The sequence below is a fragment of the Rhodovarius lipocyclicus genome (assembly GCF_009900765.1).
GTDB lineage: Bacteria > Pseudomonadota > Alphaproteobacteria > Acetobacterales > Acetobacteraceae > Rhodovarius > Rhodovarius lipocyclicus.
The window spans coordinates 1-13,878 of record NZ_JAAABL010000067.1; the positions used below are offsets into that span (position 1 = coordinate 1).

Sequence of the window (13,878 nt, forward strand, 5' to 3'; positions counted from 1 at the left end):
ATGATCGATACAGGCTTCCAGGGCATCGCTCCGCTCCCGCGAAACTCTCACCCAAAAACCGTCAACCATCTCTCCGAACATCAGTCAGGGATGTGTCCGGTCTGAACAGGGGCGAAGCCCCTGAGCGACCCCTACATCCCCGGCTGCGCCACCGGTTTCAGCTTCGACAGCCACAGCCCGCCGGCCAGAGCCACCAGCATGCAGCCGCCCACCAGCGCCACCACGCCTTCCCAGTCCCATGCCGCCAGCATCCACCCGCCGGCCGAGCCCACCACGCTGGACCCGGCATAGCAGCAGAACAGGTACAGCGAGGACGCCTGGCCCTTGGCCCGGATGGCCCGCCGCCCCACCCAGGCGCTGGCGATGGAATGCGCGCCGAAGAAGCCGAAGGTGATGATGGCCAGCCCCAGCACCGCGCCCGGCAGCGAATGGTGCAGCGACACCAGCAGCCCCGCGATGATGACGGACACCATGATCCAGAACAGCCGCGGCCGCCCCAGCCGGTCGGAGAGGGAGCCGATGACGGTGCTGCTGGCGATGCCGATCAGATAGGTGGTGTAGACGAGGCCCACCATCACCGGGCTCGCCTCCAGCGAGATCAGCCGGTAGCCGATGTAGTTGTAGATGGTGACGAAGCTGCCCATCAGGGCGATGCCTTCCAGGAACAGCACCAGCAGGCCGGGTTCGCGCAGATGCGTCATGAAGCCCTGGCCCAGCACGCGCATGTTCAGCGGGCGCGGGCGGAAGTGGCGGGACGGCCGCAGGCTGCGCCAGAACACCAGCGCCGAGACCAGCCCGATCGCGCCCATCAGCCCCATGGAGGCGTGCCAGGACAGCACGTCGCTGAGCATGCCGCTGCCCACGCGCCCGGCCATGCCGCCCAGCGCGTTGCCGCTGATGTAGGTGCCCATGGCAAGCCCGATGGAGCGCGGGTGCACTTCCTCGGCCAGATAGGCCATGGCGGCGGCCGGCAGGCCGGACAGCGCCAGGCCCTGCAGCGTGCGCAGCACCAGGAAGCTTTCCCAGTTGGGCGCGAAGGCCGAGGCCAGCGTCAGCGCCGCGGAGGAGAACACGGCGGCCAGCATCAGCGGCTTGCGGCCCCAGGCCTCGGACAGGGAGGAGGAGATGAGCGTGCCAAAGGCCAGCGCGATGGAGGGCAGGGAGATGGACAGCGAGGCATTGGCCGCGCTGATCCCGAACTCCCGCGAGAAGACAGGCAGCAGCGGCTGCGCGCAATACAGCAGGGTGAAGGTGGCCAGCCCCGCGCAGAACAGCGCGATCGTGGTCAGGCGGAATTCGACGGAGCCTTGCTCGATGAACGGCGTCTCGGCGGCGGGGCGCGCCGGGATGGCGTCAAGGTCGGTGGCGGCGACAGGCGGGCTCATACGCGGCAGCGGTCCTTCAATGGCGGACACCACCCCCTGATACCGTGTTCCCAGATGCCGCATTTGCGGGCTGATGGGTCCGGCTTGGCGCGCAGCAACAGCGCACTGACCATTAAATGGGCGTTTCCGCCGCCGATGTCATTCCTGTTGCAGTGCAAAAATATTAGGCTGGGCCGAATAGTCAGGAGCCATCTTGCATGGAACTGCGCCACCTCCGTGCCTTTCTGACCGTGGCGGAGACGCTGCATTTCGCCCGCGCGGCGGAAAAGCTCGGCATCTCGCCCCCCTCCCTGACCGAGCAGATCCAGGAGCTGGAACGCCGGCTGGATGCGCGGCTGTTCCAGCGCACCAAGCGTTCCGTGGCGCTGACGGATGCGGGGCGCATCTTCCTGGAGGAAACCCGCCCTGCCATGGCCCAGCTGGACCGCGCGGCCCTGCTGGCCCGCCAGGCCGGGCGCGGGGAACGCGGCGTGGTCGAGATCGGCTTCACCGCCTCGGCCGCCTATTCCGGCGTGCTGGCCCGCAGCGTCGCCGCCTGGCGCCGCGACCACCCGGAGCTGGAACTGCACCTGCATGAGATGGAGTCCATCCCCCAGGTGGAGGCCCTGGCCGAGGGGCGGCTGGATATCGGCCTGATCCGCCCGCCGGTGCTGGCGCCGCCGGGCATCGTCACCGCCCGCCTGTTCCGGGAGGCGCTGCTGATCGCCCTGCCCGCCACCCACCCGCTGGCGGCGGAGGACAGCATCCCCCCCGCCGCCCTGGCGGGCGAGGATTTCATCATCCCGGACCAGGATTCCGGCACCAGCTTCCACCACCACACCATGGCGGTGGGCAGCCGGGGCGGCTTCACGCCCCGGGTTTCCCACCGCGGGCGGGACCTGATCGCGGTGACGGCGCTGGTGGGCCTGGGCCTGGGCATCGCCGTGGTGCCGGAAAGCCTGTGCCGCAGCCTGAACCTGCCCGGCGTGGTGTACCGGCCGCTGAAAGGGGCGGCGGTGATGGCGGACATCGCGGCGGCCTTCCGACGTGGCGAGGCGGCGCCGGCGACGCGCGCGCTGATCCGGCAGATCAGGCAGGTGGCGGAGGAAGGGGAGGGGGCGTGACCTCCCGGCCCGGCCGCACCCCGTCTATACCCACCTCATGCGCGTTCTTCTCCTCGTCCTGCTCCTCCTCGCCGCCCCGCTGCACGCGGCGGAGCTCAAATTCGCCACCTGGAACATCGGCTGGGCTACGCTGCGCCCGCCGTCGGAGCTGCCGCGCGACGTCATCCGCCGCTCGGAGGCCGACTGGCGCCTGCTGCGCGACTACGCCCGCCGCCTGGATGCCGATGTGGTCGCCTTGCAGGAGGTGGACGGCCCCGAGATCGCCGCCCGCATCTTCGACCCCCGCGCCTATGTCTTCTTCTTCCCGGAGGAGGACGACACCCAACGCGCCGGTTTCGCCGTGCGCCGCACCCTGCGCGCCATCCGCAACCCCGATCTCGTGGGCCTCGACCTGCGGCCGGAGGCACGGTTCTCCCTGCGCCGCGGCACCGACATCACCATCGAGGCCGGGGGCAACCGCCTGCGCCTGCTGTCCATCCACCTCAAGGCCGGCTGCATGGAGGGCGCGCTGGGCTGGTCGCGCGAATGCGAGGATCTGGCCCAGCAGGCCGCCGTGCTCGCCGGCTGGATCGCCCAGCGCCGGAGGGAGGGCGCGGGCTTCCTCATCATGGGCGATTTCAACCGCCGCATGCGCGATGGCGACGACGAATTCCTCGGCCGCCTGAACGCCCCGCTGGAGCGCGCGACGGAAGGCCAGTCCAGCCCCTGCTTCGCCAATGCGCGCGGCGGGCGGCCCTTCATCGACCACATCCTGGCCGGCGGGGCCGCGCGCGGCTGGATGCAGCGGGACAGCCTGCGGGTCATGGTCTATGCCGAACGGGATGCGAGGGACCGCCTCTCGGATCACTGCCCTGTTTCCGTGAGGTTGCGCCTGCCGTGAGTTTCTTCCGCGTCACCTTCCCGCTCTCCTTCGTCAATTTCATCAACCAGGCGAGCCGGGTGGTGATGGCGATGATCGGCCCGGCGCTGGCGCTGGAATTCGGGCTGTCGGCGGCCGATCTGGGGCTGCTCTCGGCGGCGCTGTTCGTGGCCTATTGCCTGATGCAGCTGCCGGTGGGCGTCGCGCTCGACCTGTACGGGCCGCGCCGGGTGCAGGCGGTGGCGGCGGCGGTGGCGGCCGCGGGCTTCGTGGTCTCGGCGCTGGCGGCCGGGCCCTGGAGCCTGGCGGCGGGCCGCTTCCTCACCGGCATGGGCGTGGCCTCGGCGCTGATCGGCATCCTGAAGGCGCACACCGCCTGGTACCCGAAGGAGCGCGTGGCGGCGCTGACCGGCATCGCCATCTTCCTGGGCAGCACGGGCGGGCTGCTGATGACCATGCCCCTGCAGGCGGTGCTGCCCGATATCGGCTGGCGCGGCGCCTTCTGGCTGATGGCGGGGGTGGCGGCGGTGGTTTCCGTGGCCATCGCGCTGGTCGTGCCGTCCTCCCCGAAGCGGGAATACCACCGCCCGCTGATCGAGGAGATCAAGGAGCTGGGGCCGATCGTGGCCTCGCCCATCTTCATCCGCATGGTGCCCGCCATCATCGTGCTGAACGGGCTGCATTTCACCTATCAGAGCCTGTGGCTCGGCCCCTGGCTGCGCGATGTGGCGGGGCTGGACGAGGGTGCGCGGGCGGCCATGCTGCTGGTCTATGCGCTGGGCGCCATGGCGGGGAACCTACTGATGGGCCAGGCCAGCACCGCCTGGCAGCTGCGCGGCGGCAGTGCCTTCAGCGTGCCGGTCATCGCCATGTTCGGCATGCTGGGCGTGCAGTCCCTGCTGCTGCTGCCGGGCCATGCCGGGGTGCCGCTGGCGGCGCTGTGGGCGGGCTTCGCGCTGTTCGGCTCCTGCGCGTCCTCGGCCTATGCGGCGGTCGCGCAATGCTATCCGCCCAGCGTCGCGGGGCGGGTTTCCACCGCCGTCAACGCCATCATGCTGGCGCTGGTCTTCGTGCTGCAGACCGGCATCGGCTCGGTGCTGGACCTGTGGCCGCGCAACCTTTCGGGCGGCTGGAATGCCCAGGGCTACACATGGGCGATGGCAGGCAGCATCATCCTGCAAGGCGCGACCATCGCCTGGATGGCACTGCGGAGGACACGATGAAACCGGCCAAGCTGTTGAAGCGCTATCGGGTGGAGCACGGCAAGGGCTTCAAGCTGAAGCATTACGACCCGGCGGACGATGGCGGGCTGACGCTGGAGCGCGAGGAAGCCGCCGTGCTGCTGGACACCACCCAGCGCCATCTGGCGGAGATGCAGGACAAGCTCTACGCCCAGGACCGTTGGGCGGTGCTGTGCATCTTCCAGGCGATGGACGCGGCGGGGAAGGACAGCACCATCCGCCATGTCTTCTCCGGCCTGAACCCCCAGGGCTGCGAGGTGACCAGCTTCAAGGCCCCCACGGCGCTGGAGCTGGACCAGGATTATCTGCGCCGCCACATCGCCACCCTGCCGCGCCGGGGCCATATCGGCATCCACAACCGCAGCTGGTATGAGGAAGTGCTGGTGACCCGCGTGCACCCGGCCATCCTGGAACGCCAGAAACTGCCGCCGGAGCTGATGGGCAAGCATATCTTCCGCGACCGGCTGGAGGATATCGCCGCCACCGAGCGCTACATCGCCCGCCAGGGCACGATCATCCTGAAATTCTTCCTGCATGTCTCGCCGGAGGAACAGCGCCGCCGCTTCCTCTCCCGCATCGAGGAACCGGCGAAGAACTGGAAGTTCAGCCCGGACGACGTGATGGAGCGCCAGCACTGGGCCGAATACCAGGCGGCCTATCAGGACGCGATCCAGGCCACCGCCGCCCCCCATGCACCCTGGTATGTGGTGCCGGCGGACCGCAAATGGTTCATGCAGCTGGTGGTGGCGGAGGCCATCATGGCCGCGATGGAACCGCTGGGCCTCGCCTATCCGGAACCGGACGAGGCGACGCGGGCCCGGCTGGAGGAAGCCCGGCGGCTGCTGGGCTGATCTATCTCAAAGCGCACCGGGCCCGGCCCGGGCAGGTTGACCAGGAAGAGGAACCACCATGACCACCGACGGCCTGAAGCACATCACCCTTACCCTTGCCCGCTGCAAGGAATTCCCGGAGGGCAGCGCCACGCGCGGCTATTCCTTCCGCGCCCCCCTGAAGCCCGACGGTACCCTCGATTCCGAAGCCTGGAAGGATGCGCGCGAGCAATGCGCCGTCCGCCGCTTCTGGGATGATGAGCCCGATCAGCACGGGTTGCTGGTGCTGCGCGCCGGCGGCGCGGGCGGGTCCAGCTGGGTGTTCGACTACAACCCCAATGTGCCCAGCGACGACGAGACCGGCTATCGCCTGGGCAGCCACCGCTTCGTGCCGGGGGAATATGTCTCGGTGAAGGATGACGAGGGCGAGATGAACACCTTCGTCGTCGCCAGCGTGGAATGAGCGCCGAGCTGCTCTCCGCCGCCGCGATGCGCGCGGTGGAGGCAGCGGCGATGGCGGCCGGCACCCCCGGCTTCGTGCTGATGCGCCGCGCGGCGGCGGCGGTGGCGCGGCAGGCCAGCGCCATGGCCCCGCCCGGCGCCACGGTCGCGGTGCTGTGCGGCCCCGGCAACAATGGCGGCGACGGCTTCGCGGCCGCCGCCCTGCTGCGGGAGGCCGGGTATCGGGTCTCCGTGCATCTTCTGGGCGAGGCCGCCGCCCTGAAGGGCGATGCCGCCCGGGCCGCCGCCCTGTGGAGTGGCCCTGTCGCCGGTCCCGCCTTGCCCGCTTGCTCCCTGATCACCGATGCCCTGTTCGGCATCGGCTTGAACCGCGCGCCCCAAGGTGCGGCCGCCGAGGCCATCGCCGCGATGAACGCGCACGGCGCGCCCATCCTGGCGGTGGATGTGCCCTCGGGCCTGGATGCCGACACCGGCGCCGCCCCGGGTGCTGTGGTGCGGGCTGCCCATACCGTCACCTTTCACCGTGCCAAGCCCGGACATTGGCTGCTGCCGGGCCGGGATTATTGCGGGGCGCTGACGGTGGCCGATATCGGCCTGCTGGAGGCGCCCGGCACCCTGTTCCGCAACGACCCCGCTTTATGGGCCGCACATTGGCCGCGCCCGGGGGCCGGGGCCCACAAATACACCCGTGGCGCCTGCCTGGTCTGGAGCGGCCCGGCCCTGGCGACCGGTGCCGCGCGCCTGTCGGCCATGGCGGCCCTGCGCGCGGGCGCGGGCATCGTGACCCTGGCCGGCGACCGCGCCGCGATGACCGAGCAAGCCGCCCATGTCACCGCCCCCCTGCTGCGCGTGGCCGAGATGCCCGGCGAATTGCTGGCCGACCCGCGCCTGGTGGCCTGCCTGATCGGCCCTGGCGCGGGGCTGGGCCCCGCCACCCGGGCACGGGTGGAGCAGCTTCTGGCCAGCACCCGCGCTCTGGTGCTGGATGCCGACGCCCTGACCGTGATGGCGGGCGCTCCCCAGGCCCTGCGCCGCGCTCCGCCCCTGGTGCTGACCCCGCATGAGGGCGAATTCCGCACCCTGTTCGGCCCCCTGCCGGGCCCCAAGCCCGCACGCGCCCTGGCCGCCGCGCGGGCCAGCGGCGCGGTGGTGGTGCTGAAAGGCGCCGATACCGTCATCGCCGCCCCCGACGGCCGGGCGGCCATCAACGGCAACGCCCCGCCCTGGCTGGCCACGGCGGGGTCTGGCGATGTGCTGGCGGGGCTGGTGGCGGGGCTGCTGGCCCAGGGCATGCCAGCCTTCGAAGCCGCCTGCGCGGCGGTGTTCGCCCATGGGGCGGCGGGGATGGCGGCGGGGCCGCACCTGATCGCGGAGGATCTGCCGGGGGCGCTGTATCAGGTGCTGCGGGGGTGGGAGGAAGAACGGGGGCGTGGCCCCTGAAGCCCCCTGGTGGGGGCCGGGGGCAACGCCCCCCGCTTCACCTCACATTGAACCGGTCATTCGGCAGCACCCGTTCCACCGCCGTGGGGGTCGCCGAGGGCGGGAAGGCGCCGAGCGCCAGCAGCCCGATACCCGCGGCCAGGATCAGCAAAAACAGTATCAGCAGGATCGGCCGGCGAAACATCGGCAAGGGGTCCCTTTCAGTCCTGGCGGTTGGGTGTGCTAGACCGGGGGGCCGTGTCACGCAACCTGGCCCAGCAGGAAACGCCCCTGCCTCTCAAGGAGGATACCGCTCCCCGGCGGAAATCCATCATCCTCATCGGCATGCCCGGTGCGGGAAAGACCTCGATCGGGCGCCGCCTGGCCGCGCGCCTCGGCCTGCCCTTCCGCGACGCGGATGTGGAGATCGAGAGCGCCGCCGGCATCCCCATCACCGAGATCTTCGCCAAATACGGCGAACCGCATTTCCGGGACGGCGAGCGCCGGGTGATCACCCGCCTGGTGGCCGAGGGCCCGCTGGTGCTGGCCACCGGCGGCGGTGCCTTCGCCGATGCCGCGACCCGCGCCGCCATCAAGGCCGCGCCCGATGCCGTCAGCGTGTGGCTGCGCTGCCCGCTGCCGGTGCTGCAGCGCCGCGTGGCGGGGCGCGAGCACCGCCCGATGTTCGTGAACCAGGACCCGGCCGAGGTGCTGGAACGCCTTGCCAGTGCCCGCCACCCCTTGTTTGCCGAGGCCGATCTGATCGTGGATTGCACCGATGAGCACCCCGACGCCACCACCCGCCGGGTGGAACAGGCGTTGAGCACCTGGCGCCCCCCCGCGAAGCTGCATGTGCCGCTGGGCCGGCATGGCTATGACATCCTGACAGGCCCCGGGCTGCTGGCCCGTGCGGGCGGGCTGCTGGCCGGGGTGCTGCCGTCGAAGAAGGCCATCATCGTCTCCGACACCAACGTCATGGCCGCGCACGGCGCGACCTTGCGGCATGGCCTGGCGGAGGCCGGATTCTCCATCCTGGCCGAATGCGTGGTGGCCCCCGGCGAGGGCGCCAAATCCATGGCCGTGTGGCAGGGGGTGGTGGAGGCGATGCTGGCCGCGCGGCCGGACCGCCGCACCGCCGTGATCGCGCTGGGCGGCGGCGTGGTGGGGGATCTGGCGGGTTTCGCCGCGGCCTCCGTGCTGCGGGGCCTGCCCTTCGTGCAATGCCCGACCACGCTGCTGGCCCAGGTGGACAGCTCGGTTGGCGGCAAGACCGGCATCAACACCGCCCAGGGCAAGAACCTGCTGGGCGCCTTCCACCAGCCGCGCGCGGTGCTGGCCGATACCTCCACCCTGTCCACCCTGCCGGTGCGCGAACTGCGCGCGGGCTGGGGGGAGGTCGCCAAGCACGGCCTGCTGCAAGGCCCGCTGTGGGATTGGTGCGAGGCCCATGGCGCCGCCGCCCTGGCGGGCGATTCGGCCGCCCTGACCCATGCCGTGCTGGAAAGCTGCAAGCTGAAATCCGCCGTGGTCACCGCCGACGAGTTCGAGGAAGCGCCCGAGGGCGGCCGCGCCCTGCTGAACCTGGGCCACACCTTCGCCCATGCGCTGGAGGCCGAATGCGGCTTCGACGGCACCCTGCTGCATGGCGAGGCGGTGGGGGTGGGGCTCGGCCTCGCGGCCATGCTGTCGGCCCGGCTGGGCTATGGCGCGCAGGAATGGCCGGGGCGGGTGGTGGAGCACATCGCCGCCATGGGCGGGCCCGCGCGCATCCGCGACCTGCCGCGCGGCTTTTCCATCGACCGCCTGATCACCCGCATGCGCGCCGACAAGAAGGCGCGCGACGGCGCCCTGCGCTTCATCCTGATGCGCGGCGCGGGCGACGTGTTCACCGCCGATGGCGTGCCGGAGGACACGGTGCGCCAGATCCTGGCCGAAGAAGGCTGCGCCCCCTGATGGCCGCGCCCCTGCACCTGACCCTGCCGCCCGAAACCGCCAGCGTGACCGCCCTGCTGGACGCGCTGGAGGCCTTCACGGATGAGGCGGAGCTGCCGATCAAGCCCGCCTCGCGCCTCATGCTGCTGGCGGAGGAGCTGGCGGCCAATGTCGTCATGCACGCCACCGGCGCCACTTTCTTCACCGCCGATGTGGCGCTGGAGGGTGCGACCCTGCGCTTCACCCTGACCGATGACGGGCCGGAATACGACCCGCTGGGCCGCGCCGAGCCGGACACGGATGCGGCGCTGGAGGATCGGGAGGCGGGCGGGCTGGGCGTGCATCTGGTGCGGCAATTGGCGGCCAGCGCGGAATACCGGCGCGAGGATGGGCGCAACATTCTCGGCATCACCCTGGATGCGGCGGCGGAATAGGTTAGACTCAACGGATCAAGGATCGGGACGAACCATGCAGATCACCATCTCCTCCGCCGCCGGGCTTCAGGTGGCGAAGCTGGAAGGGCGGCTCGACACCGCCACGGCGCCGCAGGCCGAAGCTTCCCTGCTGCCGGCGCTGACCGCCCCCGGCCTGGTGCTGGACCTGACGGCGGTGCGCTATGTCTCCTCGGCCGGGCTGCGGCTGCTGCTGAAGCTGGCCAAGGAAGCCAAGGGCAAGGGCGCCAAGTTCTCCCTGGCCGGGCTGCAGCCGGCGGTGCGCGAAGTGTTCGAGATCTCGGGCTTCGACAAGATCATCCCGGCCTTCGCCACGGTGGCGGAAGCCACCGCGGGCTGAGCCAGTTGCCCTGAACCCGCGCACCCGCGCCCTGGCCGGGCTGTCGGACCTGGCGGGGCTGGCCCCCAGCCTGGTGCTGGAGGCACGGCTGGACCGCGCGGCCCCGCTGCTGCGCCACCTGGCCAGGCACCCCAGCCTGGAGGATTCCGGCTGGGCCGCCCTGCTGGACGCCACCACCGTGCAGGAAACCAGCCTGTTCCGCGCGCCGGAGCAGCTGGCGGCGCTGGAAGCGGCCCTGCCGCCGCTGGTGCTGGCCGCGCGCGCGGCCGGGCGGCCCCTGGCCCTGCTGTCCGCCGGCTGCGCGACCGGTGAGGAAGCCTTCACCCTGGCCGCCATCGCCCAGCACGCCGCCCAGGCCCATGCGCCGGGGGCGGAGGTGCGGGTGCTGGGCCTCGATATCTGCCGCACCGCGCTGGAAGGGGCCGAGGCCGGAGAGATCGGCCCGCATCTGGGCCGGCCGCTGGCCGGGGTGCCCGCGCATTACCTGCCCTGGTTCCAGGGCGCGGACGGCGCGCCGCGCCTGCATCCTTCGCTGCGCGCCTGCCTGGGCTTCCGCCGCGCCAGCCTGACGGCCCTGCCGGAGGATCTGGGCTGTTTCGATGTGGTGCTTTGCCGCAATGTGCTGATCTACATGACCGAATCGGCGAAACAGGCGGTGCTGTCGGGCCTCGCGCGGTATATGCGGCCGGGCGCGCTGCTGGGGCTCGGCCCCACGGACACGGCCGGGGCGCCCTTCCTGCCCTTCGCGCCCGGGCTGTACCGCCATGGCTGAGCCGGAATGCCTGATCCGTCCGCCGCCGCTGCGCCGCTTTCCGGGCGGGCTGCTGGGCTTTCATGGCGGCCTCGCCTGGCCGGTGGAGGACCCCGAGGGCATCGCCGAGCGCCCCGGCACCCGCTGGACCTTCGACGGGCAGGCGCTGCGGGCCTCCCCGGGGCCCGAACGGGCGCGACCCGCCGCCCGCCCCCGGCGTGAGGCTCTGCCGAGCCTGCCGCTGTCCACCGCCCGCCGCGTGCGGGAAGGCGAGAGCCCCGGCATGCGGCTGCTGCGCCACGATGCCCCGGCCCTGACCATTCCGCGCGCGCTGCTGCGCCGCCTGCTGCCCATGCCCGCCATCCGGCCGCTGCCCTTCGCGCCGCCCGGGGTGGCGGGGCTGGCCGCCGTGCCGGGCGGGGCCGCGCTGGTACTGGGCGAGCCCGGCGACAACCCCCTGCTGGCCCTGCTGGAATGGCGGGGCGCGCTGTTCGGCCTGCCGGCGACGGACGCCGCCCCCGATGCCGCCTCCGGCGACACCGCCTGCATCCCCGAGGCCGCGCTGCCCCTGGCCCCCCGCGCCCAGTCCCCGGCCACCCCGGCCCCTGCCCCCACCCAGCCGCTGCTGCTGTGCCGCGTGGGCGCGGAACGCTTCGCCCTGCCGGCGCTGGAGGTGGAGGCGCTGCTGCCGCCGCAATCCCTGACGCTCACCCCGGGCGGGGATGCCGTGCGGGGCGTCGTTTCCCATCGCGGCCGGGTGCTGCCGGTGCTGGATGGCGGCGAGGCCCTGTCCCTGCCGCCCGTCCTGGTCCAGGGCGAATGCCCCATGCTGCGGCTGATGGGCCCGGTCGCCGTCGCGGTTTCCGCCGTGGAGGGGCTGCGCGCGGTGCCCCTGGCCGACATCACCCCCAACACCGCCGGTCTGGACCACCCCCTGCTGGGCAGCGCGCTGCTGGAGGACGCGGTGATCCCCATCCTCTCCCCCGCCTGGCTGGCGCGCGGCGCATGACCGAGCCGCTCAAGGTCCTGGTCGTGGACGACAGCGCCTTCATGCGCCTGGCGCTGAAGCGCATCATCGAGGCCGAGGGCGACCTGCGCGTGGTGGGCGAGGCCAATGACGGCGCCGCCGCGCTGGACCAGGTGGCGCGGCTGGCCCCCGATGTGGTGGCGATGGACATCGAAATGCCGGTGCTGGACGGGCTGGAGGCCACGCGCCGCATCATGGCCGGCGCGGCCCCCCCCGCCATCGTCATGGTCAGCCACCACACGCAGGAGGGCTCGGCGATGGCGCTGGCCGCCATGCAGGCCGGCGCCGCGGATTGGCTGAGCAAGGAAAGCGGGCTGGGGGGCCTCGACCTCGCGCATCTGGACCGGGAATTGCGCGGGCGGCTGCGCCATTGGGGCGGCGCGCAGCGCGCCCGGCGGGTGCCGCGCCCGCCCGAACCCGCGCCCACCCCCAGCACGGCGCATGGCGCGGCGGAGGTGGTGGTGATCGGTGCCTCCACCGGCGGGCCGGATGCGCTGGCGGAGCTGTTCAACGCCATGGGCCGCCTGCCGGTGCCGGTGGTGGTGGCCCAGCACATGCCGGCCGCCATGGCGCCGGACCTGGCCCGCGCCCTGGCGCGGCAGACCTGCCTGGACATCGTGGTGGCCCAGGATGGCCAGCGGCTGAAGGAAGGCCAGGCGGTGCTGATCCCGGGCGGGCAGGATGGCGCGCTGCTGCGCCGGGCGGATGGGCTGTCCCTGCGGTTGCAGGCCCGGGCCAGCGCGGCGCACCCCTCGGTGGATGTGCTGTTCGCCTCGGCCGCGATCGCGGCGCGGGGCGGGGTGGCGGCGGTGCTGACCGGCATGGGCCAGGATGGCGCCCAGGCCGCCGGCGCCCTGGCGCGGCGCGGCTTCACCCTGCTGGCGCAGAGCCCCCAAAGCTGCGTCGTGCCCGGCATGCCCGGCGCGCTGCTGGCCGCCGTGCCGGATGCCGAGACCGGCACCCCGGCCGAGATCGGCCAGCGGATCAAGGCGCTGGTGCGCGGCCAGCCCGCCGGGCCATGATGCCCGGCATGGACGAGGAACTCTTCGCCGCCTTCCTGGAGGAATGGAACGCCGCCTGCGCCCGGCTGGCGGGCGGGGAGGAGGCCGCGCGCGCCACCCTGCGCGGCCTGGCCGAGGCCGTGGGCCTGCCGCCCGTCGAGGACGACATGAGCGCGGAGGCGCTGGCCGCCTTGCCGCGAACCTTGGGCGCGCCCGCCACCCACGGCGTGCTGGTGGTGGATGACAGCCCGACCATGCGCCGCCTGATCCGCGAGATCATCGCCGCCGAACCCGCCCTTTCCCTGCTGGGCGAGGCCGAGGATGGCGAGGCCGCGCTGGCCGCCATGGCCGCGCTGCGACCCGCGCTGACCTTCCTCGACATCGAGATGCCCAGGCTGGACGGCCTCGGTGTGCTGCGCCGCTGGGCGCTGACGGGGCCGGGTGAGGTGCTGGTCGTGTCCTCCGCCGCGCAGCCGGGCAGCGAGGTGGCGCTGACCGCGCTGCGGCTGGGGGCGGCGGGGGTGGTGGCCAAGCCCTCCGGCGCCATCAGCCTGGACATGGCGGAACGGCGCGGCCACGCGCTGCTGGCCGCCGCCCGCCAGGTGCTGGGGGTAGCCGATGCCGATTGAGGAAGGCCTGCGCGCCGAATTCGCCGCCGAGAGCGAGGAGCACCTGGACACCATCGAGGCCACGCTGACGCGCGGTGGCACCGACCGGCCCACGGTGGATGCGCTGTTCCGCGCCTTCCACTCGCTGAAGGGCATGAGCGACGCGGTGGGCGCCACCGGCATGAAGGCGCTGGCCCACCGCGCGGAGGACGCGCTGGGCGCCGCGCGGCAGGGCAAACTGTCTCTGCACGCCGCCGCCCTGCCGCTGCTGGCCGCCGCCGATGCCCTGCGCGCCGCCCGCGCCGCCCTGCTGGACCGCGACCAGGATGTGCCCGCCCCTCAGCCGGTGCTGGAGGCGCTGGCCGCCCTGTTGGATGCGCCCCCGGCCCCGCCGCCCGCCGCTGCCACCCCGCCCGTGGCCCCGGCGCGGGCGGGCGACCCGCTGAAGGCCAGCCTGCTCTCCCTGGC

At 72.6% G+C, this 13,878-nt stretch carries 16 protein-coding genes; 14 read left to right on the forward strand and 2 right to left on the reverse strand.

Annotated features, from left to right (window positions below):
- Positions 1 to 131 precede the first annotated feature (131 nt).
- Positions 132 to 1,385, reverse strand: a complete 1,254-nt coding sequence (locus tag GT007_RS21135) for an MFS transporter (protein ID WP_160123656.1) — start codon at positions 1,383 to 1,385, stop codon at positions 132 to 134.
- 197 nt (positions 1,386 to 1,582) lie between these two features.
- Between GT007_RS21135 and GT007_RS21140 the strand changes: the two genes are divergently transcribed.
- The 6 genes from GT007_RS21140 to GT007_RS21165 are packed head-to-tail and all read left to right on the forward strand — an operon-like array spanning position 1,583 to position 7,320.
- A complete protein-coding gene (locus tag GT007_RS21140) occupies positions 1,583 to 2,488 on the forward strand; it encodes a LysR substrate-binding domain-containing protein (protein ID WP_160123657.1) in 906 nt (301 codons plus the stop codon).
- A 37-nt stretch (positions 2,489 to 2,525) separates the two neighbouring features.
- A complete protein-coding gene (locus GT007_RS21145; protein WP_160123658.1) occupies positions 2,526 to 3,368 on the forward strand; it encodes an endonuclease/exonuclease/phosphatase family protein in 843 nt (280 codons plus the stop codon).
- Entirely contained in the window at positions 3,365 to 4,570 is a 1,206-nt protein-coding gene (locus GT007_RS21150) for an MFS transporter (protein ID WP_160123659.1), read from the forward strand. The genes GT007_RS21145 and GT007_RS21150 overlap by 4 nt, the downstream gene beginning before the upstream one ends.
- Positions 4,567 to 5,439: a polyphosphate kinase 2 family protein gene (locus tag GT007_RS21155; RefSeq protein WP_160123660.1), complete on the forward strand. Its 873-nt coding sequence runs from the start codon at positions 4,567 to 4,569 to the stop codon at positions 5,437 to 5,439. Before GT007_RS21150 ends, GT007_RS21155 begins: the two co-directional genes overlap by 4 nt.
- Positions 5,440 to 5,497: 58 nt before the next feature.
- Positions 5,498 to 5,881, forward strand: a complete 384-nt coding sequence (locus GT007_RS21160) for a hypothetical protein (RefSeq protein WP_160123661.1) — start codon at positions 5,498 to 5,500, stop codon at positions 5,879 to 5,881.
- Entirely contained in the window at positions 5,878 to 7,320 is a 1,443-nt protein-coding gene (locus tag GT007_RS21165) for an NAD(P)H-hydrate dehydratase (RefSeq protein WP_201451997.1), read from the forward strand. Before GT007_RS21160 ends, GT007_RS21165 begins: the two co-directional genes overlap by 4 nt.
- Before the next feature lie 37 nt (positions 7,321 to 7,357).
- On the opposite strand, the gene GT007_RS21170 is transcribed toward GT007_RS21165, so the two are convergent.
- Positions 7,358 to 7,510 carry a hypothetical protein gene (locus GT007_RS21170; RefSeq protein ID WP_160123662.1) on the reverse strand — a complete coding sequence of 51 codons (153 nt, stop codon included), beginning with the start codon at positions 7,508 to 7,510 and terminating at the stop codon, positions 7,358 to 7,360.
- Positions 7,511 to 7,557: 47 nt separating this feature from the next.
- On the opposite strand from GT007_RS21170, the gene aroB reads away from it, so the two are divergent.
- From aroB to GT007_RS21210, 8 genes are all read left to right on the forward strand, one after another.
- Positions 7,558 to 9,252, forward strand: a complete 1,695-nt coding sequence (gene aroB / locus GT007_RS21175; protein ID WP_236571795.1) for a 3-dehydroquinate synthase — start codon at positions 7,558 to 7,560, stop codon at positions 9,250 to 9,252.
- Positions 9,252 to 9,665, forward strand: a complete 414-nt coding sequence (locus GT007_RS21180; protein WP_160123663.1) for an ATP-binding protein — start codon at positions 9,252 to 9,254, stop codon at positions 9,663 to 9,665. Before aroB ends, GT007_RS21180 begins: the two co-directional genes overlap by 1 nt.
- A gap of 34 nt (positions 9,666 to 9,699) precedes the next feature.
- Entirely contained in the window at positions 9,700 to 10,023 is a 324-nt protein-coding gene (locus GT007_RS21185) for an STAS domain-containing protein (protein ID WP_160123664.1), read from the forward strand.
- 73 nt (positions 10,024 to 10,096) lie between these two features.
- Positions 10,097 to 10,795, forward strand: coding sequence for a CheR family methyltransferase (locus GT007_RS21190; RefSeq protein WP_160123665.1), 699 nt, complete (start codon positions 10,097 to 10,099; stop codon positions 10,793 to 10,795).
- Positions 10,788 to 11,783 (forward strand): chemotaxis protein CheW, encoded by a 996-nt coding sequence (locus GT007_RS21195; RefSeq protein WP_160123666.1) that lies wholly within the window; start codon positions 10,788 to 10,790, stop codon positions 11,781 to 11,783. The genes GT007_RS21190 and GT007_RS21195 overlap by 8 nt, the downstream gene beginning before the upstream one ends.
- On the forward strand, positions 11,780 to 12,823 hold the full coding sequence (locus tag GT007_RS21200; protein ID WP_160123667.1) for a chemotaxis protein CheB: 1,044 nt from the start codon (positions 11,780 to 11,782) through the stop codon (positions 12,821 to 12,823). The genes GT007_RS21195 and GT007_RS21200 overlap by 4 nt, the downstream gene beginning before the upstream one ends.
- Positions 12,824 to 12,831: 8 nt before the next feature.
- Positions 12,832 to 13,431: a response regulator gene (locus tag GT007_RS21205; protein ID WP_160123668.1), complete on the forward strand. Its 600-nt coding sequence runs from the start codon at positions 12,832 to 12,834 to the stop codon at positions 13,429 to 13,431.
- Positions 13,421 to 13,878, forward strand: a 458-nt coding sequence (locus GT007_RS21210; RefSeq protein ID WP_201451998.1) for an Hpt domain-containing protein, incomplete at its 3' end; no start/stop codon positions are given. The genes GT007_RS21205 and GT007_RS21210, both read left to right, overlap by 11 nt.

Bases quoted from the DNA above. Each gene is read 5' to 3' on its own strand.
- GT007_RS21135 (WP_160123656.1), bottom strand. From the start codon at position 1,385: ATGAGCCCGCCTGTCGCCGCCACCGACCTTGACGCCATCCCGGCGCGC.
- GT007_RS21140 (WP_160123657.1), top strand. From the start codon at position 1,583: ATGGAACTGCGCCACCTCCGTGCCTTTCTGACCGTGGCGGAGACGCTG.
- GT007_RS21155 (WP_160123660.1), top strand. From the start codon at position 4,567: ATGAAACCGGCCAAGCTGTTGAAGCGCTATCGGGTGGAGCACGGCAAG.
- GT007_RS21200 (WP_160123667.1), top strand. From the start codon at position 11,780: ATGACCGAGCCGCTCAAGGTCCTGGTCGTGGACGACAGCGCCTTCATG.
- GT007_RS21160 (WP_160123661.1), top strand. From the start codon at position 5,498: ATGACCACCGACGGCCTGAAGCACATCACCCTTACCCTTGCCCGCTGC.
- GT007_RS21185 (WP_160123664.1), top strand. From the start codon at position 9,700: ATGCAGATCACCATCTCCTCCGCCGCCGGGCTTCAGGTGGCGAAGCTG.
- GT007_RS21205 (WP_160123668.1), top strand. From the start codon at position 12,832: ATGGACGAGGAACTCTTCGCCGCCTTCCTGGAGGAATGGAACGCCGCC.
- GT007_RS21180 (WP_160123663.1), top strand. From the start codon at position 9,252: ATGGCCGCGCCCCTGCACCTGACCCTGCCGCCCGAAACCGCCAGCGTG.
- GT007_RS21165 (WP_201451997.1), top strand. From the start codon at position 5,878: ATGAGCGCCGAGCTGCTCTCCGCCGCCGCGATGCGCGCGGTGGAGGCA.
- GT007_RS21195 (WP_160123666.1), top strand. From the start codon at position 10,788: ATGGCTGAGCCGGAATGCCTGATCCGTCCGCCGCCGCTGCGCCGCTTT.
- GT007_RS21145 (WP_160123658.1), top strand. From the start codon at position 2,526: ATGCGCGTTCTTCTCCTCGTCCTGCTCCTCCTCGCCGCCCCGCTGCAC.